Here is a 24,271-nt window from a genome sequence, read left to right as displayed (position 1 = left end):
GCAAACGAAAGTTATTTGTTCTTGCGAAAATAGGCAACTAGCATCGTCGCGAACTCGCTCACAAGGGATGACGCGCTGCCATGAACAAGAAGAACGCCACTCTCGCCCTGATGCTGCTGTGCAGTGCGACGGTGCACGCTGCCGATGAAGAAACGCTCGACGAAGTCGTGGTCGTCGGCACGCGCGCGGCGCTGGTCGAGTCGCGCGATCTCAAGAAGTCCGCCGGCATCGTGCAGGACTCGATCGTCGCCGAGGACCTGGGCCGCTTCCCCGACGCCAACGTCGCGGATTCGCTGTCGCATATCACGGGTATCACCATCTCGCGCACGCGCGGCGGCGAGGGGCAGTACGTCAGCATCCGCGGCCTCGGTCCCGAATACAGCATCGTGACGCTGAACGGCCGCATCCTCGCCACCGATGGCGATGGCCGCGAATTCGCGTTCGACGTGTTGCCGTCCGAGGTGATCAACGGCGCCGACGTCTACAAATCTGCGGACGCCGCGCATCTGGAAGGCAGCATCGGCGGCACGATCAATCTGAGCTCGGCCAAGCCGCTCGACCAGGCCGGCATGCATATGCGTTTCTCGGCCGACGCCGACTACAACGACATGTCGGAAAAAAACGGCTACAAGGCCAGCGGCGTGTTCAGCAGCACTTTTGCCGGCGACACCTTCGGAGTGCTGCTGACGGCGACCTACCAGGACGTCACGGATCGCTCGGATGCCGTGCAGGAATTCTCCATCAACCCGGATTCGCCAGGCTCGTTCGATGCGGACGGCGACGGCGAGATCTCGGCCGACGAGAGCGACTTGTTAGGCCTGTGCTGCACCAGCTTCGGCGCGCGCGTGCAGAACAAGAAACGCACCGGCGTCACGGGTGTTCTGCAGTGGAAGCCGAGCGAGACCTTCAGCATCAGCTTCGATGCGCTGTTCACGCGGCTCGATGCGCCGACCGTGGGTTATCACGAGTCCTTCTATCTAGAAGATTCCATCCTCGACGAGGAAACCGGCCTGCACCGCTGGAGCGACGTCAGCATCGACGATCACTGGGTGACCGGCATGACCGTCGCCGAGCTGGTGCCGGAGATCTCCACGATCACCGAGTACCGCGTCGTCGACACCACGCAGTTCGGCTGGAACGCCGAGTGGAAGGCCACCGACAAACTGGCGTTCGACTTCGACGCCTATCGTTCGCGCTCCGTGCGCGACTCCGGTGGCAAAGACACCTGGGTCGTGTCGGGCATCGGCGGAAACCATACGGCGCGCGTCGACATGAACGACAACGCGCTGCCGGATATCTCCGTGACGCTCGAAGACGGCCGCGATCTCGCGACCGCGCTGGCCGCCGGCGAGCTCGGCAACGACGACTATGGCCTGCACTACATAGGGCTCTCGGGCACGGACGTCGAGGACACCGTCACCGGCTTCACGCTCGGCGGCTCGTTCGCCGTCGACGCGGGAGTGTTCAAGTCCGTGTCGTTCGGCGCCGCGCGCACCGAACGCACCAAGGTGCGCAACACCGTCGAGAACGACACCAACGGCGGCTCGTGCCAGTACTGCAACCTGTACACGACGACCTTCGGCAGCCTCGGCGCCGACGTCGTGCGCAGCGTGTCGCTGCCGAATTTCATGCACGGCGCGGGCGGGCACTTCCCGCGCACCTTCATCCGCTTCGACGTGCCAGCCTATCTACAGGCGCTGCACGCACTCGACGGCCAGCCCATCCTCGATGAAAACGGCGATCCGACCGGCGACGTCTACGACGCCGACAACACGGCGCCGGAGCTCAATCCCGTGCAGTCGTACGACGTCGAGGAAGACACCGATGCGTTGTTCGTCAAGGCCGACCTCAAGGCGGACAACTGGTACCTGAGCGCGGGTGTGCGCTGGATCTCGACCGACACCACGGCGCGCACCGCCATCAACGACATCGTGTACGTCGACGATCCGACGCCCGAGGTCCCGACCTCGAGCCCCGATGTCACGTACAGCGAGGCCGAGCCGCTCACGCAGAATGGCAGTTACAGCAAGCTGCTGCCGTCGTTCAACGCCGGCTACTGGTTCACCGAAACGCTGGTGCTGCGCGGCGCGGCCGCACGCGTCATGGCGCGTCCGTCGCTGAACCAGCTCGCGCCGACGCGCACCGACAACACGCTCGATCGCACGTTCTCCGTGTTCTACGACGGCAACGCCGATCTCGAACCGGTGTTCGCCGATCAGGCGGATCTGTCGCTCGAGTGGTACTTCGACGAAAAGTCGGTGCTGAACGCGGCGGTGTTCTGGAAGAACATCGAAGGATTCATCACTTATGAATTGCAGGAGAACCAGGACATCGGCGTCATCGGCAGCGTCGGTGGCGCGCCGGACGCGCCCATCCTCTACGACGTCAGCCGGCCCATCAACGGCGACAAGGCCAAGGTCACGGGCTTCGAGCTGGGTGGTCAGCACTTCTTCCCGAGCGGTTTCGGCCTGCGCGCCAGCTACACGTATACCGACACCAAGGCGTACATCGATGGCGTACACGTCGGGCAGCTCGAAGGCGTGTCGAAGTCGGCATACTCCGCGGCACTCATGTACGAGCAGGGACCGTGGGATGCGCAGGTCGCGGTCGACTACAGCGGCGAATACACCGAGGTCACCGACGCGGTCGGTGGCCTGTCGCAGATCGGGGCGCCGATCACCTGGGTCACGGCCTCGGTGCAGTACCAGATCAACGACGTGTTCGGAGTTTCGCTCGAAGGGCGCAACCTGAGCGACGCGCACTACCGGTCCAATCTCGGCCGCCCGGATATCCTCGCGGGCTTCGAGTCCTGGGGGCGGACGGTGATCGCCAGCGTCAGCCTGAAGTTTTAGGCTGTAGCTGGCATGCGCAACTGGTTGGCTCACGCGTTGATCACCATGCTGTTGTGGGGCGTGTGGGGCGCATTCGCGGGCTTGCCCGGCGAACACGGCCTGCCCGAAACGCTCAACTACTGCGTCTGGGCGCTCACGATGATTGCGCCCGCGCTGATCGTGATGAAAATGAGCCGCGAGGCGCTCAAGCGCGACGGGCGCTCGATCGCGCTCGGTCTCGCGATCGGCGTGCTCGGCGCGGGCGGGCAGCTGCTGCTGTTCCACGCGGTGCGCATCGGGCCGCCGTATTTGATCTTCCCGATCATCTCGTTGTCACCGGCGCTGACGATTGCGTTGTCCTTTGGGTTGTTAGGGGAGCGCACCGGCAAGCTAGGGCTGCTGGGGATCGCGCTGGCGCTGCTGTCGCTGCCGCTGTTCGACTACCGCACCGACGGCGAGCCCACCGGCTACGGCCTGTGGTTCCTGCTCGCGCTCGCCATCCTCGTCGCGTGGGGCGCGCAGGCGTATTTCATCAAGCTCGCCAATGCGACCATGGATGCCGCCAGCATCTTCTTCTACATGACGCTGAGCGGGTTGTTGTTCATTCCCGTCGCGCTGGCGATGACGGACTTCTCGCAGCCCATCAATACACACGTGGACGGCTGGGGACTCGCGGCGGTCATTCAAATGCTGAACGCCGTCGGCGCGCTGACGCTGGTGTTCGCCTTCCGTTACGGCAAGGCCATCATCGTCTCGCCGATGGTGAATGCGGGTGCGCCGTTGCTGACGGCGTGTATTTCCCTCGGGCTCGCGGGCTTGATGCCGGGCCCGCTGAAACTCGCGGGCATCGCGCTGGCGCTCGGCGCTGCGTTGCTGCTGGCGCTGCAGCCCGAGGAACAAAAGCCCGAATCGCAGAAGATAGAGCCGATGCGATGAAGGGCCTCCTCGATATTCTGGCGCAGCACAAGCGCGGCGAAAACGTGGGCATCTACTCGTTGTGCACGGCGCATCCGTGGGTCATCGAGGCCGCCATGCACGAGGCCAAGAACACTGGCACGCCGCTGCTGATCGAAGCCACCTGCAACCAGGTGAACCAGTACGGCGGCTACACCGGCATGAAGCCCGCTGACTTTCGCGAGTTCGTGTATGCGATCGCCGCGCGCGTCGGCCTGCCGCGCGACCGGGTGTGGCTCGGCGGCGATCACGTCGGCCCGAATGTATGGCAGAAGGAACCGGCGGACACCGCGATGAAGCGCGCCGACGAACTGGTGGCCCAGTACGTCGCCGCGGGTTTCCGCAAGATCCACCTCGATTGCTCAATGGCCTGCGCCGGCGATCCGGTGCCCTTGCCCGAGGAGTTGATCGCCGCGCGCGCGGCCCGCCTGGCGCTGGTCGCCGAGCGCGTCTGGCAGGAGGCCGGCGGTGAGGCGCCTGTCTACGTGATCGGCACCGAGGTGCCGGTTCCGGGCGGCGCCGCCGAGGAATTGCAGCAGTTGACGGTTACTTCGCCAGAAGCGGCAACCCTGACTATCGAAACGCATCGCCGGGCGTTCGCCGCCGCGGGGCTCGAATCCGCCTGGCCGCGCGTCATCGCGCTGGTGGTACAGCCCGGCGTCGAGTTCGATCTGCACAAGGTGGTCGACTACCAGCCGGACAAGGCACGCGAGCTCAAGGCGAGCGTCGAGCGCGACCCGCAGTTCGTGTTCGAGGCGCACTCCACCGACTACCAGACGCCGGAAAATCTCGCCGCGCTGGTGCGCGATCATTTCGCCATTCTCAAGGTGGGGCCGGGCGCGACGTTTGCGCTGCGCGAGACGCTCTGGGCGTTCGCCGCCATCGAGCGCGAGCTGCCCGGCCTCGAAAATCCCGCCAGACTTCCCGAGGTCGCGCTACGCGTGATGCGCGAGGATCCCAAGCAGTGGCGCGGCCATTATCATCATGCCGCGAACGAGTCGCTGGACTTGGCGTATAGCCTGAGCGACCGGATCCGGTACTACTGGCCGCACCCGGAAGTGACGCAGGCCTGCGGGAAGTTGCTGGACAATCTGAGGAGCCGTCCGTTGCCGTTGACACTGGTTAGTCAGTACCTGCCGCGCCAATATGCGGCGATTCGCGCGCACGAACTCGACACTTCGGTCGAAGCGCTGCTGCGCGACGGCGTGGCGCATTCGATTCGGCCCTACCTGCGAGCGTGTGGCGCATGAGCGCGGAAATGAAAACCAATGGCGGCGAGTGGACCGCGCGCGAGATCGCGCAGCAGCCGGCCGTGTGGCTGGCGGTCGCCGATCTCGTGGCGCAGGAACGCGCGCGGCTCGACGTCTTTCTCGCGCCACTGCTCGAGGATGCGAAGGTCCGCATCGTGCTTACCGGTGCCGGGACCTCATCGTATATCGGCGGTTGTCTCGCACCGGGCATCGCGCACCATCTCCGCAGGCGCGTCGATTCCATCGCCACCACCGACCTGGTTTCAGGCCCGGCGTTGTACCTGCAACGCGACGTGCCGACCTTGCTGGTGTCGTTCGCGCGCTCGGGCGGCAGCCCGGAAAGCATCGCCGCGGTCGACGTGGCAGAGCGCGCCCTGGAGCGCGTGTTCCATCTCGTGATCACGTGCAACGCCGAAGGCGCGCTGGCGAAACGCATGGCCGGCGCGAGAAATGCCTGCGTACTCGTGTTGCCCGATGCGACCAACGATCGCGCCTTCGCGATGACGTCCAGCTTCACGTCGATGGTGCTGGTGGCCGCGCTGGTTTTCGGCGTGATTCCCGCCAACCGGGTCCCGGCGCTGGCGCGCGCCGCCGAGACGGCATTGCCGCGCGCACAGGCGCTGGCGGCGACTCTCGCCGCGCAGGGCTTCGAACGCGTCGTCTATCTGGGCAGCAATGCCTTGCAGTCGCTGGCGGCCGAATCCGCGCTCAAGATGCTCGAGCTCACCGACGGGCGAACGGTGGCGGTCTCGCACTCGGTGCTGGGCTTCCGCCATGGGCCGAAGACCATCGTCAATGCGCGCACGGCAGTCGTCGTGTTCGTATCCAACGATCCGTACACGCGCGCGTACGATCGCGATCTGCTCGAAGAGCTGAGCCGCGAAGCGCGAGCCGGCGCCATCGTCGCCGTGGGCGCGGATGTCGGCGCGAGCAACTACGAGCGATTGGAGCTGGCCGGCACGCGCGATTTCAGCGACCTCGAGCTCGCGCTGATCGATGTCATTCCCGCGCAGTCGTTCGGCTTGGCGCAATCGCTGCGCTTCGGGCTGACGCCTGACAATCCGAACGTCAGCGGCGTCGTCAGCCGCGTGGTGCAGGGCGTCACTATCTATCCCTGGACGCGCGAGCCGGCCGATGTTCCTCGGCGTTGACGGCGGCGGAACGAAAACTGCGTTCGTGCTGATCGACGCACGGGGCGACATCCGTGCCAGCCACGTGACCGGCAGCGTCAGTCACCTTTCCGAGGGCGTCGAGCGCGCCACGGCCTTGCTGCTCGAGGGTATTCGCACCGTTCTCGCGCGCGGTGCCACGGCCACCGCGCAGGTCGATTTCGCGTTCTTCGGGTTGAGCTCGTACGGCGAGGACAGCGCGGTGACCGCGCGCCTCGATGCCATGCCCAGCGCCATGCTCGATCCGCGCCGCTTCCGTTGCGGCAACGACATGCTGGGTAGTTGGGCCGGCTCGCTCGCCTGCGCGGACGGGATCAGCGTCATCGCCGGGACTGGCTCGATGGCGTACGGCGAACATGCCGGGCGCAGCGCGCGCGCGGGCGGCTGGGGCGAACTGATCGGAGATGAGGGTTCGGCGTACTGGATCGCGCGCGAGGGGATGAGCCTGTTCTCGCGCATGAGCGATGGGCGCGCGCCGCGCGGACCGCTGCATGCACTGGTGCGCGAGCGGCTGTGTATCGACGACGATCTCGACCTGTGCGCGCGTATCTACGGTGCCGATGCGCAGAGCCGCGGCGCATTCGCGCAGTTCGCGCGGCTGGTGCACGAGGCCGCGGAGCGCGCCGACCCCGGCGCGCGCGCGATTTTCCTGCGCGCGGCCGCCGAGCTGGTCGGCGCGGTGCGGGCGGTGCGCCGCGCCATCGAGGCGCCGGCCGCGCTTTCGGTACCCGTGTCGTATTCCGGCGGGGCGTTCGCCGGGTCGCCGTGGCTGGTCGATGCGTTCAATCTGGCGCTGGCGGGTGAGCCGGTTCCGTACGAATGCCGCACGCCGGTGTTTCCGCCGGTGGTGGGCGCGGCGTTGTACGCGGCGCGGCTCGCGGGTACGCCGCTCAGCGCAGTGGCGTTGGCGCGGCTGCGCGAGCAGTGCGCTGGTGCGGCGTTGCCTGCCTGAGGTAGTGCTGGCACTGCTTACTTCTTGCCGAACAACGCCTCGAGCGCGGCCTTCGATGCGTCGACTTCCGCGGTGTTGGGCGCCACATACGCACCCACCTTCGGTTTGAAGTGATCGCAGAAGTTCGCCTGCGTCTTGTCGCGCACTTCTTCGGCGGTGGGTTCGCGGCAATGCTTCGCGACGCGCGTGTCGTACTCCACGCACAGCTTGCAGACGTGCAGCTCCGAATGGCAGACCTTGCATTCATCGAGCCGCCGCAACGGCAGCGACAGCGCTTCGAGCGATGCGCCGCATTTCCAGCAGAGAAGCCCGTGAGCCATGGGACGCAACGTTAGCGAATCGCTTTGCCGAGCGCCACAATTGGCCGCGCGCGCTCACGGCAACGCGGCATCGATTTTCATCATTGGCTCGGCAATCTCAGGATTGCCACCGGCGCCACTTGCAGCCCCGGGCGGATCGGGCTTGAGGATGAGGATGGAGACAAGCTCATGCTCAACTAGATAGAGTCGCTCACTCTCCCGGTAGACCGCAATTTTGCGCTGACAGCCGGCCATGGATATCCGTAAACAATCTGTCCCACGCGACGAATGGAACTTGTGTAAGGTCGTTTAGCAGAGCGGTGGATCTTCGAAGTTGCAGGCGTGCGGCTTCTTTGTAATCGCGAAGTCGATCGGAACGGAGTGGCGCGTCCGCCCACCGAGGAATTCAGTGGCTCTTGTCTATGCGTATTAGCGGGTAACCAGCCTCTCGGTAGACCCCAGAATCACTGTGAGGCTCGCTTTCATCGCACGGGGCACGCCCAATACCATTCCCGGGATCCACTTCGTGTCGCGCGCGTAGCTCTTAGCCGCTTCATTGGTGGAGTCGTTCCCAGTACTGCGCACTACCTCCGCCGAAATGACGTTGCCATCGTCAGCTTTCTCCACCACCACTACGACGGTAGCGATCTGGCCAGGCGGCAAGTCGGCGCGCGCGGAGTAGGAGGCGAGTTCCGGCATGCCAGTTGAGTCGAGATGGGGCAGTTCAAGGCTGTGAATGCCGGAAGGATCCTCGATCGAAATCGGCAAAGGAGCGGAAATCGAAAATTCGATCTCTGACGCCACGATCGCAGGTTCCTTGATCGGCACGGAAACCGCGGGCAAATCGAAGAAGCGCGCCTCAATGGGATCGACCCGCTGCTGCGCCACCAATTGCCGGATGGACATGTGTGCGAACACATGCCAGATGATTACGTGGATGGCGCCCACAATAAGAAAAGTAAGCGCTCGGGAAAACTTACGCCCACGCCAGACGTGTGCCGCTCCCGACACGCCCGATTCGGCCGACGTGATTATGTCGGCAGGCGCCGATTTCCCCGTCTCAACGACGAATTTGTACTTTACAGGCATGGCGTCGACGGAGTTTTTCATTGCGATCAGCGTTCGACAGCACGGTCTGGGGAAATAGTACTCCAAGAATTCAGCAACGCGAGCGCCCGACGCCACGTTGCGTTCCCGCGCTCGAAAGTTCGTCGCGGCAGCTGTCACAAAATGCCTTTTTCGTCGAGCTCAAGTACGAAAAGAATGGTGCGTTGAAATCCGAGCGAAAACGCGACGGTAGAACCATTACGTATACGCTCGACGGCAACAATCGCCCCATCGTCAAGGATCTATCGGACAACACGAGTTCGCCCGATGTGTACTTCGACTACGACTTGCGCGGGCTGTTGTTGTATGCGCGATTCGGTAGTGAGAGCGGTCAGGGAGAATCAAACATCTACAACGGCTTTGGTTTGCTCGAGACGCAGAGCAACGACGTCGGAGGCACTGCTCGTAAGCTTTTCTATCGTTATGACGAAGATGCAAACCGCACGCGCATTACCTACCCGGATGGATATTTCTACGCATATGCGTTCGACGGTCTGGATCGCGTTATCGGTGTTGGCGAATCGAACACCGCAACACCGGCATCGGCGACCACGTCATTGCTTACCGTCGGATACGGTGCGGACGGCACGCGTGCGAACCTGACGCGGGCGGGCGGCGCCATTACCGGCTACGCACGCGACAACGCCCAGAGGCTCGACAGCTTCACGCAGGATGTGTTGGGCACCGCTGACGACCTGGAGAATTTCTTTTCATACAACCCCGCCGGTCAAGTCACCCAGCTCATCCAGGCGAATGCGCAGTACAACTACACCGAGGCTGCCAATCGCACCGGAACCTACGTGCCTAACAGGCTGAATCAGTACGCCGCTATTGCCGGCACCGCGATTTCCCACGACACCAACGGCAACCTGACGAATGACGGCGATCTGGTGTACTCGTACGACATCGAGAACCGGCTGATCGGCGCGAGCGGCACACTCGAGGGGGTCAGCACCAGTGCGACGCTGAGCTGGACGCCGCTCGGCAAGCTGTCGCAAATCACCAGCGGCGGGACGAGCACACAATTCCTGTATGACGGAGATGCGCTTGTTGGTGAATACGTCAATGACACGATGGTTCGGCGCTATGTTCATGGAGACCAGGTCGACGAACCTTGGGTTCAATACAACGGCAGCGCAGTGGGTGGAGCTCAACGTCAGTACCCGCTCGCCGACCATCAGGGAAGCGTCATCGCCATCACCGACGGCTCTGGATCGGTTCAGCATCGGCTCAGATACGACAGCTATGGGATTCCCGCCGCTTCGAATGTGGGGCGATTCGGGTTCACGGGCCAGGCGTGGATACGAGAGTTGGGTTTGTTTCACTACAAGGCGCGTTTCTATTCGCCGAGGCTTGGAAGGTTCCTGCAGACGGACCCCATCGGGTATCAGGACGACTTAAACCTATATGCGTATGTGGGCGGTGATCCGCTTAACAAAACGGATCCTACGGGTCAGTGCCCATGGTGCATTATCGGTGCCGCGATCTCAGAGGTGGTCCCGCTTTTTTTTCTAGACAGTTTTCGCGGCCGGGATAAGTGGGAGCCGGCGGTGGTTAAGCTGCCGCCGCGAGGGGCAGAGATGCAAGCGATTTGAAGTAGACGTGATCGGGCGTTTTCCGGTCAAGCGCCGTGTGTGTGCGGCGCGAGTTGTAGAACATGAAGTACCTGCCGATGCCAGCCCTGGCCGCCGAGACGCCTTCGTAGGCGTGTAGATAGACCTCTTCGTATTTCACCGACCGCCACAACCGCTCGACGAACACGTTGTCGCGCCAGCAACCGCGGCCATCCATGCTGATCCTGATGCGATGGCGAGTGAGCATGCCGATGAAGGCACTACCGGTGAACTGCGACCCCTGATCCGTATTAAAGATCTCCGGCGTCCCGAAGTTCGCGATGGCTTCTTCCACCGCTTCGATGCAGAACTCCGCGCTCAAGCTGTTGGAGATGCGCCAGCCGAGCACCCGGCGCGTCGCCCAGTCCATCACCGCGAACAGGTACACAAAGCCACGCGCCATCGGGATGTAGGTGATGTCGGCTGCCCACACCTGGTTCGGCCGATCAATGACCAGCCCACGAAGCAGGTAGGGGTAGATAGCGTGCCCAGGATGGCGCTTGGAAGTGTTCTTGCGGCGATAAATGGCTTCGATGCCCATCTTGCGCATCAGCGTCGCCACGTGTCTGCGACCCACGCGCAAGCCTTGATGGCCCAGCTGGTCCTGCAGCATCCGGCTGCCCAGGAACGGAAGCTCGGTGTGCAGTTCGTCGATCCGGCGCATGAGATCCAGATCTTCTTCCGACGTCGGCACGGGTTCGTAGTACAGCGAGGCGCGCGATAAATCGAGTAGTTGCGCCTGGCGCGTCAGGCTCAAGTCGTGTTCGCGTTCGATCATCGCTTTGCGCTCGAGCCTGGAACTCGTCCGAGCGCGCCGGATAAAAAATCATTCTCCAGCGCAAGCTGCCCGATCTTGGCGTGCAGCTCCTTGATGTCCACCGCTGCCGGTTCTCCCGAGCGCGGAGCTCCGCCGGAGAAGACATCTCCCGCTCGCTCTAACAACTGCATCTTCCACTGCGTGATCTGGTTCGGGTGCAGATCGAAGCGTTCCGCTAGCTGCGCTAGCGTCTCCGTCTCTTTAAGAGCTGCTAGAGCAACTTTGGCCTTGAAGGCAGCTGAGTGATTGCGTCGTGATCGTCGTGTCATGGTCTTCCGTCCTGTGGAGCGATATCCTCGCCCGAGTCAGGCCGGCTTTCCACTTATCCCGCTGTCTCACTAACCGGGGCCACCTCTAAGAACCCAGAAGGCCGACGCGATTGGGATGCAGAGGAGAAGATTCTGGATGGGTTCAAACCAGGCACGGCCAAGCCAGAAAAGTGAGCCTGTGGCGGCGGACCGACGCACAAAGATCGAGAAACCAGCGCATTCAGCGATTGCAGATTCGATTGCCGCACTCAATCAAAAGTTAGTTAGCATACGCTGTCGAGGTCTCCTGGAAGCTCCTGACCACGATGAGTACTGGGCGGGAACCAAAGCGCCCGCGTGGACGTGGTGGACGACCATGCTCTTTGCTTGCGGGATCACAACAACGTGGCATCGACTTTCGTCATCGGCCCGGCCATGCCGATCAGCTTCTTCGCCTGTTCGCCCACGAATGCGCTGATTCGTCGCACGAACTCGTTCTCCTCTCCCGCGTACACCGCATCAATGGCCTGCGCCGCTGCCGCCGCCGCTGCCGCAGCGCCCATGCGCCGCATCTCGCGCGCCAGCACAGCGCGCGGCGTCGCCGTGCGGTGCGCGAAATCGGCCCACCCATAGGCGCCCACGTCCGGCAGCAGGAACTCATCTCCATATGCCATGGCCAGCTCGTGCACCAATCCCTCGTACTGCACCACACTGACCAGGTCATAGAACGGCGCGAGCGCAAGCCCATCGGCGCGGCAGAAGAACGAGACGTTCTTGCCATGTGCATCGACATTCCCCACTAGATAGTTGAACAACGCCCAGCGCAGCAGCAACTGCCGGGTCAGCGCCTTGCGCACGGTGTAGTCGGACACCGAGAACAGGCGCTCGAAACTCACGCCATCACGGATCTCGCGCACGTCCCTGCCGGAACCGAAATTGCGTTCGTACTTGTAGGACACGGGCAGATTGAGCGCCTGGCAGCCGTCGATCATGTGCAGTCGCCGCACACGGCCGTGTTCCGGTATGCGATCGAACCGCTCCACCACCAACACGGGATTCGGCAACCTCAGGATAGACAGCGGCGCCACCGGCAGCCCGAGGCGGGCCGCGAGGCTCATGCAGAAATGCTCGTTTGCCACGAGCATCGGCAAGCGAGCCTCCGCGGGCGGCTCGGGCTTGAGAATATGGGTCGAGGCGAGCTCACCCTCGACTAGATAGAGGTGTTCGTCCTCGCGATAAATCGCTAGTTTGTCCTGATAACCGGCGATGGACATCCGCACGCGACCGTCCCACACGGCGAATGGCACGTGCGCGCGGTCGTCGATCCGCCGCTTGAGTTCTTCGCGGCTGACTTCCCGGCGCGATGAAGTTTGCATTTGCGGAGTCGTGTCGCCGTCGAGAAACGACAACGCACCGGCGGTTTCCTGCCCGAGTGCGCGCACGAGTCCGTAGATGTTGTTCTTCGAGACCTGGTGCGTCGTCGACACGATGTCGAGCGCGCGGCCTTCCGGCAGCAGGTTCTCGAGAAAGCGTCGCACGGTGCCCGTGGCCGCGGGCGGGCCCTGCATCAGGATGTGCGGTGAGATCGAATAGGAAGATGGTGACGCCGGCCAGCGCGCGTCGTAGGTGAACGAGAATTGCTCCTCCAGCGATTCGTATTCCACGGCGCCCACGCGCGCGGCCCCGTCGAACACGCCGAGTGCGTGCGTGCTCATCGATCAGTTGAGCGGGGATCAGGCGAGTTGGCGGCGGCGACCGCCCGGCGCAACTTCGATTTGTCGACGACGATCATCGCGAGGCCGAGGCCATCGAGCACTTTGAGCACCCGGCCGGTACTCACTCCGGAACTGCCGTTTTCAAGTCTCGACAGCAGATCGACCGAGACGCCGCACAGCGCCGCCGCATCGTCGATGCGCAGGCTGCTCTCGCGACGTTGAGCGCGAATGAGACTGCCTAGTGTCTTCAATGAGTCGACGCCTGTTTCGGAATACTGGAAACTGCTCATGGGAGGTGGTGAGTCACTACGTTATTTCGGAATAACGGAAATATTGCCGGGGCGACCAGGTGTTGTCAAGGAAATTTCTGTTATTCCGAAACACCCCGACATTCTTATGCATGCCGCTGGCCGCCGGGACAGCAGCCGGCGCGCGCGCTACGCGCGCCGGTCGCGCAGAAATTCCCTGAGCACTTCCCCGGTATGCGACTGCGCGGCCTTCGCGACGACCGCCGACGGCGGACCCGCGGCCACGATCTTGCCGCCGCCATTGCCGGCCTCGGGTCCCATGTCGATGATCCAGTCGGCCTCGGCCATCACATCGAGATTGTGCTCGACCACCACGACCGAGTTGCCCGCATCGACCAGCCGATGCAGCACATGAATCAGCTTCTCGACGTCCGCCATGTGCAGGCCCACGGTGGGTTCATCGAGCACGTACAAGGTGTGCTGCAGTCGCTGGCGTGGCGCGCGCCGTTCCTCGCCTCGCACTTTCGCGAGCTCGGTCACTAGTTTGATACGTTGTGCCTCGCCACCCGACAGCGTCGGGCTCGGCTGGCCGAGCGTGAGATAACCGAGCCCGACATCCTGCAACAGCCGCAGTGCGTGGTGAATGGAAGGATGCGCGGTGAAGAACTCCACCGCGTCGTCGATGTTCATCGACAGCAGGTCGCCCACGGACTTTCCGCGCCACAGGATGGAAAGCGTCTCGCTGTTGAAGCGCCGGCCGCGGCACGAGTCGCACAACACTTTCACGTCGGGCAGGAAGTTCATCTCGATCGTCTGCATGCCCTGGCCTTCGCAGGCGGGGCAGCGTCCTTCGCCGGTGTTGAAGGAGAAACGGCTGATGCCGTAGCCCGCGATCTTCGCCTCGGTGGTGTTGGCATAGATGCGGCGGATGTCGTCCCAGAACCCGATGTAGGTCGCGGGGCAGGAGCGCGGCGTCTTGCCGATCGGCGTCTGGTCGACTTCGAGCACGCGGTCGATGAGCTCTGCGCCGCGCACCTGCGCGAGCCCGGTCAGCTCGGGTAGTTTGGCGCCGCGCGGCAGCTTGGTCGTGAGGCGCTTGAGGTTGGTGTACAACACGTCGCGCGCGACCGTGGACTTGCCCGACCCGGACACACCCGTCACGACGACCAGCCGCCCGAGCGGCACGCCGATGTCTTCCTTGTGCACGTTGTGCAGCTCGATCTTGTCGAGTCGAAGATGGGGCGAACGCGCGTTGGTGGCGCGGCGCGGCGCGGCGGAATGCTGCAGCGGATTCTTGAGGAACCGGCCGGTGATGGAGTCCGGATTCTTCTTGAGCTGCTCGACCGTGCCGGCCGCGACTACCAGGCCGCCGCGCACGCCGGCGCCGGGGCCGAGATCGATGACGTGATCGGCGCGGCGGATCGTGTCCTCGTCGTGTTCGACGACCACGAGCGTGTTGCGGTTCTTCGCGAGCTCGGCCAACGCGTCGAGCAGCACCTTGTTGTCGCGCGGGTGCAGGCCGATGGTGGGCTCGTCGAGCACGTAACAGACGCCCTGCAGGTTCGAACCGAGCTGCGCGGCGAGACGGATGCGTTGCGCCTCGCCGCCCGACAGTGTCGGCGCGGCGCGGTCGAGCGGTAGATAGCCAAGTCCTACGCGCTGCAGGAACGCCATGCGCGACTTGATCTCGGCCATGAGGTCGCGCGCGATCTCGGTTTCGCGCTTGTTGAGGCGCAGTTTGGCGACGAACGCGACGGTCTCGTCCACGCCCAGGTGCGTGAGGTCGGCGATGTTGAAGTCACGGAACCTCACGTGCAGCGCGATCTGGTTCAGGCGCTGGCCGCGGCAGGTTTCGCAGGTGTGCGCTTCGCCTTCGGCGGAGTCGGCCCAGGCGTTTTCCTCGCCGCTTTGCTCTGCGTCGAAGCCCTCGAGCTCGAGGCCGGTGCCGAAGCAACCCTCGCACCAGCCGTGTTTGGAATTGAACGAGAACAGCCGCGGATCGAGCTCGGCGAAACTCGTGCCGCAGGACGGGCAGGCGCGCTTGATGCTGAACACCTGCACTTTGGGTTTCTTCGCTGTGGACTCGAGATCGAGCGCGTGCAGCAGGCCCTTGCCGAGTTCGAGCCCGCGGATGACGTTGCGCTCGAGCAGGTCGGCGCTGTCGCCCTGCACGTTGATCTGGTTGATCGGCAGCTCGATCGTGTGTTCCTTGAAACGGTTGAGCCGCGGCCACTGGACGGTGGGGATCATCTCGCCGTCGACGCGCAGGTTTTTGTGGCCGCGGGCGTGGGCCCACTTGGCGAGCTCGGTGTAGTAACCCTTGCGCGCCACCACCAGCGGGGCTAACAACAAAATGCGGCCGCCCTTGTGATGTTTCAGCAGGCGTTCGGCGATGGACTTCGCCGTCTGCGGCTCGATGGCGACATCGCAGGTGGGGCAGAACTGCGTGCCGAGCTTCACGTACAGCAGGCGCAGGAAATGATAGATCTCGGTGAGCGTGGCGACCGTGCTCTTGCGGCCGCCGCGGCTGGTGCGCTGCTCGATCGCGACGGTGGGCGGGATGCCGTAGATGGCGTCGACGTCGGGGCGCGCGGACGGCTGCACGAACTGGCGCGCATAGGCGTTCAGCGATTCGAGGTACCTCCTTTGGCCCTCATTGAAGATGATGTCGAACGCCAGCGTGGATTTCCCCGAGCCGGAAACACCCGTGATGACCGTGAACGCCTCGCGCGGTATCTCGACGTCAATGTTGCGCAAGTTATGTTCGCGCGCGTTGTGGACGACGATGGAAGCGGTGCCGGGAAGGGGTTTCCGGGGTTCGGGCGGGGGCTCCGCAACTTTCAGTGCCGACGGTTCCGAACCCCGGAAACCCCTTCCCGGCACCGCTTGCCCCACCGCCAGCTCGTAGTCCCGCAGCGCCTTGCCGGTATGCGAGGCGGCGTGGGCTTCGACCTGCGCCGGTGTGCCGGCAACGACCAGCTGGCCGCCCGCATCGCCGCCTTCCGGCCCGAGGTCGATCAGCCAGTCGGCCGAGCGGATCACGTCGAGGTTGTGTTCGATCACCAGCAGCGAATGCCCGATCTTGAGCAGCTTGCGGAACGCGCGCAGTAGTTTGGCCACGTCGTCGAAGTGCAGGCCGGTGGTCGGTTCGTCGAACAGGAACAGCTTGCCGCGGATCGACGGCGTATCGTCGGCCGCGGCTTCCGCCAGATGCCCCGCCAGTTTCAACCGCTGCGCCTCGCCGCCGGACAAGGTCGGCACGGGCTGGCCCAGCTTCACGTACTCGAGGCCCACGTCCACCAGCGGCTGCAGCCGCACGGCGACGCTGGAATTGCCGCGGAAAAACGCCAGCGCCTGCGTGACGGTCATGTCCAGCACGTCGGCAATGCTCTTGCGCGTGCCGTCCGCGCCCTCGCGCTTGATCTCGAGCGTCTCGGCGCGATACCGCCGGCCGTCGCAATCCGGGCAGCGTAGATAGACGTCGGACAGGAACTGCATCTCGACGTGTTCGAAGCCGTTGCCGGTACACGTCGGGCAACGCCCCGTGCCCGAATTGAAGCTGAACGTGCCGGGCGTGTACTTGCGCGCCTTCGCCACCGGCTCGCTGGCAAACAACTCGCGCACCACATCGAACGCGCCGACATAACTCGCCGGGTTCGAGCGGGTAGTTCGGCCGATCGAGCTCTGGTCGATCATCACCACGTCGTCGACCAGTTCCGCGCCATCGAGACGATCGAATTCGCCCGGCGCCTCGCTGGGCTGGCCCTTGGCCTTGCGCAGCGCCTTGTACAACACGTCTTCGATGAGCGTGGACTTGCCCGAACCCGACACGCCGGTGATACACACCAGGCGGCGCAGCGGAAATTCCACCGTGATGTTCTTGAGGTTGTGTTCGCGAACGCCGGTGAGCTTGACGGCCTTCTGCGCCGGCACCATGCGCGCACGCGGCTCGTTGTCCGGCACCTTCGGCTGCACGGCGCGCGGCGCGACGATCTTCGCGCCCGAGAGATACTGACCCGTGAGCGAGCGCGGGTTGGCGCGAATCGCCGCCGGCGTGTCGAACGCGACGATCTCGCCGCCGCGTTCGCCCGCGCCCGGGCCCATGTCCAGCAACCGGTCCGCCGCCAGCATGATCTGCGGGTCGTGTTCCACCACTACGAGCGAATTGCCCGCGTCGCGCAGGCGGTGCATCACCTGCGTGACGCGCTGCATGTCGCGCGGATGCAGGCCGATGGACGGCTCATCCAGCACGAACAGCGTGTTCACCAGCGATGTGCCCAGCGCGGTAGTCAGATTGATGCGCTGGACCTCGCCGCCGGACAAGGTGCGCGACTGCCGATCCAGCGTGAGATACCCGAGCCCGACCTCGCACAGGTACGAAAACCGCGAGCGCACTTCGCCTAACAACAGGTCCGCGGCTTCGTCGAGCGGCGGCGGCAGCCGCAGCGCATCGAAGAAGGCGCGCGATTTGTCGAGCGACAGCAACACGAGGTCGTGCACGTTGCGGCCCTCGATGCGCCACAGCAACGCATCGGGCTTGAGCCGCGAGCCGTGGCAGACGTTGCAGGGCGTGTACGCGCGGTACCGCGACAACAACACGCGCACGTGCATTTTGTAGGCCTTCGTCTCGAGCCACTCGAAAAAACGCTTGGCCCCGTACCAGACTTTCTTTTCCCACTTGCCTTCGCCTTCGATGACCCACTTGCGTTGGGCGTCCGTCAGCGCGTACCAGGGCGTATCGAGCGGGATGTCGCGCTTGGTGGCGAACTTGACCAGGTCGTCCTGGCACTCTTTATAGGACTTCGTCTGCCAGGGTTTGACGGCGCCGCCGGCCAGCGTCTTGGTTTCGTCCGGCACCACCAGACCGTAGTCGATGCCGATGATGCGGCCGAATCCGCGGCAGGCCTCGCAGGCGCCGACCGGTGAGTTGAACGAAAACAGCGACGGCACCGGGTCGCGATACGACAGGTCACAGTCCGCGCAGTGCAGCTCGATGGAGTACTTCCAGCTAACTACCGTCTTCGGCCCTTCTTCTATGGAAGAGGGGCTGTCGTCGACCACGTGCAGATTCACGCGTCCGCGGCCCACGCGCAGCGCGGTTTCGATGGACTCCATGACGCGCGCGCGTTCGGCGTTGCCGAGGCGGACACGGTCCTGCACCACTTCCAGCGTGTCGCCGTTGCGTTCATGGATGCGTGTGTAGCCCTGCTGCTCGAGCAGCGCACGCACCTCGGTTTCCTTGAAATTCTTCGGCACCGGGATCGGAAAGCAGATGTACACGCGCGGATCGCCGGCCGCCGCGGCGCGCGCGGTGGCATCCGCGTAGATGCTCTCCGCGCTGTCGCGCCGCACGGGCTTGCCGCAGTTGCGGCAATGGAGCGTGGCGGCGCGCGCGAACAGCAGCTTCAGGTGGTCGTTGAGCTCGGTCATCGTGCCGACGGTCGAGCGCGAGGTGCGCACCGGGTTCGTCTGGTCGATGGCGATTGCGGGAGGGATGCCGTCGATGCGGTCGACCGCGGGTTTGTCCATGCGATCGAGAAACTGGCGCGCGTAGGGCGAGAACGTCTCGACGTAGCGGCGCTGGCCCTCGGCGTACAGCGTGTCGAACACCAGCGAGGATTTGCCCGACCCGGATACACCCGTGACCACCACCAGCTGCTGCAGCGGAATGTCGATGCTCAGGTTCTTGAGGTTGTTCTGGCGCGCGCCGTGCACGGAAATGCAGGCGTACGAATGCGCCTTCTTCGCCGGGGGCTTGCGGGAGGTGACGGGCTTATCCATGTAGTCGAGGGTTGGACGTAGTCGCGGACCGAATAGTGTACCGGGCCTGTCAAGGGGAGGGTGCCGGGTGGGGAAAGTGGGGAGAAGGCGGAAAAGGGGACAGATCTATTTTCCGCTCGCCGCGTCGCTGAACCTGCACCAACCCAAGGAGCGGAAAATAGATCTGTCCCCTTTTCCGCCTTCTCCCCACTTTCCCCACCCGGCACCCTAGAATCCCGGAACAACAAGAAGCAGGGGGTCCACGTGGCAGGGGATGTGCAGGCAGGCGTTCAACCGATCTCTTCGGCCCACAAGCGCGTCATTTTCGCGTCGTCACTCGGCACGGTGTTCGAGTGGTACGACTTCTACCTCTACGGCTCGCTCGTCACGATCATCACGAAGAAGTTCTTCTCCGGGATGAACGACACCACGGCCTTCCTGTTCGCGCTGCTGGCCTTCGCGGCCGGGTTTTTCGTACGGCCATTCGGTGCGCTGGTGTTCGGCCGCCTCGGCGACCTCGTCGGCCGCAAGCACACCTTCCTCATCACCATCGTCATCATGGGCGCCTCGACCGCCCTCGTCGGCTGCCTGCCGACGTACGAGACGATCGGTGTCGCGGCGCCGATCATCTTCATCGCGCTGCGTCTGCTGCAGGGCCTCGCGCTCGGCGGCCAATACGGCGGCGCGGCGACGTACATCGCCGAGCACGCGCCGCCCGGCCGGCGCGGTTTTTACACCAGCTGGATCCAGACCACCGCCACGCTGGGTTTCTTCCTTTCGCTGATCGTCATCCTGGCGTGCCGTTCGTTCATGCCCGACGGATATTTCGAAGACCAGGGCTGGCGCCTGCCTTTCCTGCTGTCGATCGTGCTGTTGCTGATCTCCACCTACATCCGCCTGCAGCTGCAGGAATCGCCGGCCTTCCAGGAGATGAAGGCCGCGGGCACCTTGTCGAAGGCACCGCTGTCCGAATCGTTCGCACGCTGGTCGAATCTCAAGATCGTGTTATTGGCGCTATTCGGCGCCACCGCCGGCCAGGCCGTCGTCTGGTACGGCGGCCAGTTCTACGCCTTGCTGTTCCTCGAGAAGACGCTGCAGGTCGAGCCGACGAGCGCGCAGCTGGTGATGGCCGCGGCGTTGCTCATCGCCACGCCGTTTTTCGTCGTGTTCGGCTCGTTGTCCGACCGGATCGGCCGCAAGAAGATCGTCCTCACGGGTTGTCTGCTGGCGGCGCTCACGTACTTCCCCATCTTCCAGGGCATCGCGCATTTCGCGAACCCCGCGCTGGATGCGGCGGTGAAGTCCTCGCCGGTGATGGTGCTGGCGGACCCGGCGGATTGCGCCTTCCAGTTCGACCCGATCGGCAAGAAGAAATACACCAGCGGTTGCGATCTCGCGAAAGGCGCGCTGGCGCGCATGGGCGTGTCGTACTCGAACGTTGCCGCCACGAGCGGCCCGGCGCAGGTGAACATCGGCGACGCAAAAATCGAGGTGCTCCCGCTCGAGCAGGGGCTCAGCGCGGCCGACTACAAAAAAGGCCAGGACGCAATCACCGCGAAACTCAAGGAAGCATTGGCCGCCGCGGGTTATCCCGCGAAGGCGGACATGGCGGCGTTCAACTACCCGATGGTCATCCTGCTGTGCACGATCCTCGTCCTGTACGTGACGATGGTGTACGGCCCGATCGCCGCCTGGCTCGTCGAGCTGTTCCCCGTGCACATCCGCTACACGTCGATGTCGCTGCCGTATCACATCGGCAATGGCTGGTTCGGCGGATTCCTGCCGGTCACGGTGTTCGCGATCGTCGCGGCCACGGGCAACATCTACAACGGCCTGTGGTACCCGATCATCGTCGCCGCGATCACCATCGTGATCGGTGGCCTGTTCCTGCGCGAGACCAAGGATTCCCCCGCCTGATCCGGGCCTGCCGCCCACACGGGTGGCGGCGGCCCTCGCACCCGCCAGCACGCGCGCCGCGTAGTTAGCCCGCGCGGTTCAGTGGATCACGCCGCAGGCGATACGCGCACCCGAGTTGCCCGCGGGCTGGCTCGCGTAATCATCTGCCTTCTCGTGCAACACGATAGCCTTGCCGTGCACGTCGTTCGGCTGGCCGCTCGTGAGGCTCACGCCGCCCGCGACCACGTCGACCTGCGCCGCGCCGTTGGCGTCCGACTTCGCATTGAGCATGTCGCCCGCGTGATGCGCGGCGCCCTGCGGGTTGCCGTGCTGCGCATTGGTCGGATTGAAGTGCCCGCCCGCGCTGCTGGCGTCCGGTGCGCTGCAGTCGCCTTTCTCGTGGATGTGGAAACCGAATTCGCTGTTAGGAGGCAGCCCCTGAAGAGACCCGGTCAGGCGCACGGAATCTCCTTCGGCGCTCAGTGCCAGCGTGCCGGATGCCGTGTGCCCATTCGTCGGCGTGAGCTGCGCGGCAGCACCGGCTGATGGCGGTGTATCCGCGGCCGGCGGCGCATCGGCAGGCGCGGGCGTGGCGGTGGTGGCGGGCGCATCCGCCGTGTCGGCGGTTCTGGCGGCTTCGTCGCGCGACCCGCATCCGGCGATGATCACCGCGGCCGCACACAGGGGAATCAAGTACTTCGCGTTCATGCGTCCTCCGGGTATCAGGGCGCGCACTTTGACCCGCGCCGCGCGGCCGGTCAGTCGGCGTGCAGTCCGCATTCGCAGTGCGAATGTCTTACCCAGGCGCCAACGCGGAACTCGTTGCGTGCACGCGTCGGAGCTTGCGACGAGCCGCGCGCGCCTGGCGGTCAGCCGCGCCTTTTCCGCTACACTTCGGCCCACAAGTGGTGCGCGGTCAGGGAAGGTCGCATTCATGCCCGCCGTGCCCACGAAAAAACGAGGAGTGGGAAGCATGAAAACCGGTATCGCCCGCGGCACCGCCGCGTTGCTGTTAGGTCTGCCGATCGGGGTCATGGCGCAGGGAGCACCGGCAACCGCCACTGACGACGAGATCAACGAGGAGATCATCGTCACCGCGCAGAAGCGCGCCACCAGCCTGCAGGATGTGCCGTTCTCGATCGCGGCCCTGACCAACGAGAACATCAAGGAATCCGGCGCGACCAACATCGTCGAGCTGGCGCGCAACGTTCCGGGCCTCTATATCACGGACCTCGGGCCCGGCCAGAGCCAGGTTGCGATCCGCGGCATCAGCGCCGGACAAGTCATCCGCGACCAGCCCGGGGTGAAGGAATCCGTCGGCATCTATCTCGATGAATCGCCGATTTCGGTCGCGCTGTTTACTCCCGATCTCGACCTCTACGATCTCGATCGTGTCGAAGTGCTGCGCGGCCCGCAGGGCACGTTGTTCGGCGCGAGTTCGTCTTCGGGCACGGTCCGCTACATCACCGCGCAGCCCGACATCGGCAAGTCCGGCGGCTCGCTCGATTTCACGCTGCAGAGCGTCACCGACGGCGAAGTCGGCGGCTCGCTGCGCGGCGCGGTCAATCTACCCATCGGCGAAACCGCCGCGATGCGCGTCGTGGGTTATCGCAGCGAACTGCCGGGTTTCATCGATTCCGAGTACCCGGACCGCCGGACCCGCGAGGACGTGAACAGCGGTTCGCGCACCGGCGGACGCATCGCGTTCCGGTTCGAGCCCAGTGAAAACGTCACCATCACGCCGCGCGTGGTCTATCAGAAGCTCGAGACCGACGGTTATCCGCGCATCGACGTGTACAACATCCTCGGCAACGTCTACACGACCACGGAAACGCCGGTCGATCCCGGCAAACGCGGGCAGATCACGCAGTTGCGCGAGGGCCTCACCGACGACTTCACGATGGCCGATCTCAAGCTCGAATTCGGCTTCGGCAATGTCGGGCTGACCAGCGTGACCAGCTACACGGACCGCCAGGTCGAGGTGGTGCGCGACGCGAGCCAGCTCACGGGCAGCGTCACCATCGATCTCGGCGGCACCGCCGACGATGCGCGCCTCAACTCGCCACTCATCGACAAGACCGATTTGCAGGTATTGAGCCAGGAGTTGCGCCTGGGCTCTTCGGGTGAAGGTCCGTTCCAGTGGGTGGCGGGCGCGTTCTACCAGAAGGTGGACCGCAAGTACGGCCAGACTCTGCCCACGCCCGGATACGATGCGTTGACGCAGGAGCTCATCGAGGCGGACAGCGCGGACTTCGGCGCGCCGCCCGACACGCCGTTCTATTCGCGGCTGTCGTACGACTTCAAGCAGTTCGGTTTGTTCGGCGAGGCTACCTACCGCTTCAGTCCCGCGTGGGCGCTGACGGGTGGTCTGCGCTACTACGACTTCAAGGAAGATCGCCTGCTGACGTTCGCGGGTGTGTTCGCGGATCCTTCCATCTTTCTCAACGAGCCCGGTTCCACCAGCTCGGACGGTTTCTCGCCGCGCGTGATCCTCGCGTTCAGCCCGAGCCGCCAGATGCAGTTCACCGCGCAGGTGTCGCGCGGCTTTCGCCTCGGCGGCATCAACGATCCGCTGAACGAAGGTCTGTGCAGCACTTCGGATCTTGCGACCTTCAGCGGGCATCCGGGCTGGGACGACGAGAAGGTGTTGAACTACGAATTGGGCGCGAAGACGCGTCTCGCCGACGGCCGCGTCACGCTGAATGGCTCCATCTTCAGGACCAAGATCGACGGCCTGCAGGTGGTCGCGGATGCGGGCACCTGTTCGTCGCGCATCATCCTCAATGCGGATGCCGAATCGAATGGCGCGGAGATGGAGCTGTTCGTGCATCCCGACGAACACTGGGACTTTGGCGTGTCGGCTACCTACACGAAGGCGGAGCTCACGGAGACGCAGGTCAATGGCGCCGGCGCGGTCATCGCGGGCATCCGCGACGGGAACCGTCTGCCGACCTCACCGAAACTGCAGGCGGTGGCGACGCTGGCGTACAACTGGGCGCTGAGCAGCGCGCTCGAAAGCTACGTGCGATTGACCGTTCAGCACGTGGGCGATTCGTACACACAGATCGCGGACCAGGAACCCAACTTCGGCCTCATCTCCAACGATCCGGACCGTCCCGCCGGTGCCGCGCGGCTCATCGATCTCGGTGGAATTCCCGCCAACACCGACATCGCGTTCTCGGCGTTGCTGCCGGAATACGACATCGGCAACCTGCGCTGGGGCATCAAGACCGATCGTTGGGAAGGCGCCTTGTTCGTCAACAATCTGTGGGACGAGCGCGCGTTCACGTCGATCGATCGGGAACGTGGCCGCAGCGCGCGCGTGGGTTACCTGACCAACCCGCCACGTACCATCGGCGTGAATTTCCGCATGAACTTCTGAGGGGCATTCCTCGCTTGCTGGCAAAAGGGG

General features: G+C 64.2%; 16 protein-coding genes. 8 read left to right on the top strand and 8 right to left on the bottom strand.

Annotation, left to right across the window (positions count from 1 at the left end):
* The first annotated feature begins 80 nt into the window (after positions 1–80).
* Genes WDO72_08910 through WDO72_08890 form a run of 5 tightly spaced genes read left to right on the top strand, consistent with a single transcriptional unit; the run spans position 81 to position 7,156 of the window.
* Positions 81–2,852, top strand: coding sequence for a TonB-dependent receptor (locus tag WDO72_08910; protein ID MEJ0085789.1), 2,772 nt, complete (start codon positions 81–83; stop codon positions 2,850–2,852).
* 12 nt (positions 2,853–2,864) lie between these two features.
* Positions 2,865–3,767: a DMT family transporter gene (locus tag WDO72_08905; protein ID MEJ0085788.1), complete on the top strand. Its 903-nt coding sequence runs from the start codon at positions 2,865–2,867 to the stop codon at positions 3,765–3,767.
* Positions 3,764–5,035: a D-tagatose-bisphosphate aldolase, class II, non-catalytic subunit gene (locus WDO72_08900; protein ID MEJ0085787.1), complete on the top strand. Its 1,272-nt coding sequence runs from the start codon at positions 3,764–3,766 to the stop codon at positions 5,033–5,035. The genes WDO72_08905 and WDO72_08900 overlap by 4 nt, the downstream gene beginning before the upstream one ends.
* Before the next feature lie 8 nt (positions 5,036–5,043).
* Positions 5,044–6,186: an SIS domain-containing protein gene (locus WDO72_08895; protein ID MEJ0085786.1), complete on the top strand. Its 1,143-nt coding sequence runs from the start codon at positions 5,044–5,046 to the stop codon at positions 6,184–6,186.
* Complete coding sequence (locus tag WDO72_08890; GenBank protein ID MEJ0085785.1) at positions 6,170–7,156, top strand: BadF/BadG/BcrA/BcrD ATPase family protein; 987 nt, start codon at positions 6,170–6,172, stop codon at positions 7,154–7,156. The genes WDO72_08895 and WDO72_08890 overlap by 17 nt, the downstream gene beginning before the upstream one ends.
* A 17-nt stretch (positions 7,157–7,173) precedes the next feature.
* Here the strand turns inward: WDO72_08890 and WDO72_08885 are convergent, their stop codons facing one another.
* From WDO72_08885 to WDO72_08875, 3 genes are all read right to left on the bottom strand, one after another.
* Positions 7,174–7,476, bottom strand: coding sequence for a hypothetical protein (locus tag WDO72_08885; GenBank protein MEJ0085784.1), 303 nt, complete (start codon positions 7,474–7,476; stop codon positions 7,174–7,176).
* Positions 7,477–7,530: 54 nt separating this feature from the next.
* A complete protein-coding gene (locus WDO72_08880) occupies positions 7,531–7,710 on the bottom strand; it encodes a hypothetical protein (GenBank protein ID MEJ0085783.1) in 180 nt (59 codons plus the stop codon).
* Positions 7,711–7,884: 174 nt separating this feature from the next.
* The gene (locus WDO72_08875) at positions 7,885–8,565 is read right to left on the bottom strand and encodes an energy transducer TonB (GenBank protein MEJ0085782.1); all 681 of its coding nucleotides are present in this window, start codon (positions 8,563–8,565) and stop codon (positions 7,885–7,887) included.
* Here WDO72_08875 and WDO72_08870 point away from each other — a divergent pair.
* On the top strand, positions 8,565–10,157 hold the full coding sequence (locus WDO72_08870; protein ID MEJ0085781.1) for an RHS repeat-associated core domain-containing protein: 1,593 nt from the start codon (positions 8,565–8,567) through the stop codon (positions 10,155–10,157). The two genes, WDO72_08875 and WDO72_08870, sit on opposite strands and share 1 nt — an antisense overlap.
* Here the strand turns inward: WDO72_08870 and WDO72_08865 are convergent.
* From WDO72_08865 to uvrA, 4 genes are all read right to left on the bottom strand, one after another.
* Positions 10,117–11,261 (bottom strand): IS3 family transposase gene (locus tag WDO72_08865; GenBank protein MEJ0085780.1). Its coding sequence is split into 2 segments (ribosomal slippage): positions 10,117–10,994 and positions 10,994–11,261, totalling 1,146 coding nucleotides; the frame shifts between segments, so codons are not numbered across the junction. The genes WDO72_08870 and WDO72_08865 overlap by 41 nt on opposite strands.
* Before the next feature lie 374 nt (positions 11,262–11,635).
* Positions 11,636–12,955, bottom strand: coding sequence for a HipA domain-containing protein (locus WDO72_08860; GenBank protein MEJ0085779.1), 1,320 nt, complete (start codon positions 12,953–12,955; stop codon positions 11,636–11,638).
* Positions 12,952–13,245: a helix-turn-helix domain-containing protein gene (locus WDO72_08855; protein ID MEJ0085778.1), complete on the bottom strand. Its 294-nt coding sequence runs from the start codon at positions 13,243–13,245 to the stop codon at positions 12,952–12,954. Before WDO72_08855 ends, WDO72_08860 begins: the two co-directional genes overlap by 4 nt.
* Before the next feature lie 147 nt (positions 13,246–13,392).
* The gene (gene uvrA, locus WDO72_08850) at positions 13,393–18,984 is read right to left on the bottom strand and encodes an excinuclease ABC subunit UvrA (protein MEJ0085777.1); all 5,592 of its coding nucleotides are present in this window, start codon (positions 18,982–18,984) and stop codon (positions 13,393–13,395) included.
* Positions 18,985–19,227: 243 nt separating this feature from the next.
* Here uvrA and WDO72_08845 point away from each other — a divergent pair, with 243 nt between their 5' ends.
* Positions 19,228–20,880 carry an MFS transporter gene (locus tag WDO72_08845; protein ID MEJ0085776.1) on the top strand — a complete coding sequence of 551 codons (1,653 nt, stop codon included), beginning with the start codon at positions 19,228–19,230 and terminating at the stop codon, positions 20,878–20,880.
* Positions 20,881–20,958: 78 nt separating this feature from the next.
* On the opposite strand, the gene WDO72_08840 is transcribed toward WDO72_08845, so the two are convergent.
* Entirely contained in the window at positions 20,959–21,567 is a 609-nt protein-coding gene (locus WDO72_08840; GenBank protein ID MEJ0085775.1) for a superoxide dismutase family protein, read from the bottom strand.
* A 265-nt stretch (positions 21,568–21,832) separates the two neighbouring features.
* Between WDO72_08840 and WDO72_08835 the strand changes: the two genes are divergently transcribed.
* Complete coding sequence (locus WDO72_08835) at positions 21,833–24,241, top strand: TonB-dependent receptor (protein MEJ0085774.1); 2,409 nt, start codon at positions 21,833–21,835, stop codon at positions 24,239–24,241.
* Positions 24,242–24,271 lie beyond the last annotated feature (30 nt).

This window comes from Pseudomonadota bacterium (assembly GCA_037200975.1).
Classification (GTDB): Bacteria; Pseudomonadota; Gammaproteobacteria; order Steroidobacterales; family Steroidobacteraceae; genus CADEED01.
Note: the sequence above shows the minus strand (reverse complement) of the source record. Positions and strands in the feature narration are given on the sequence as shown.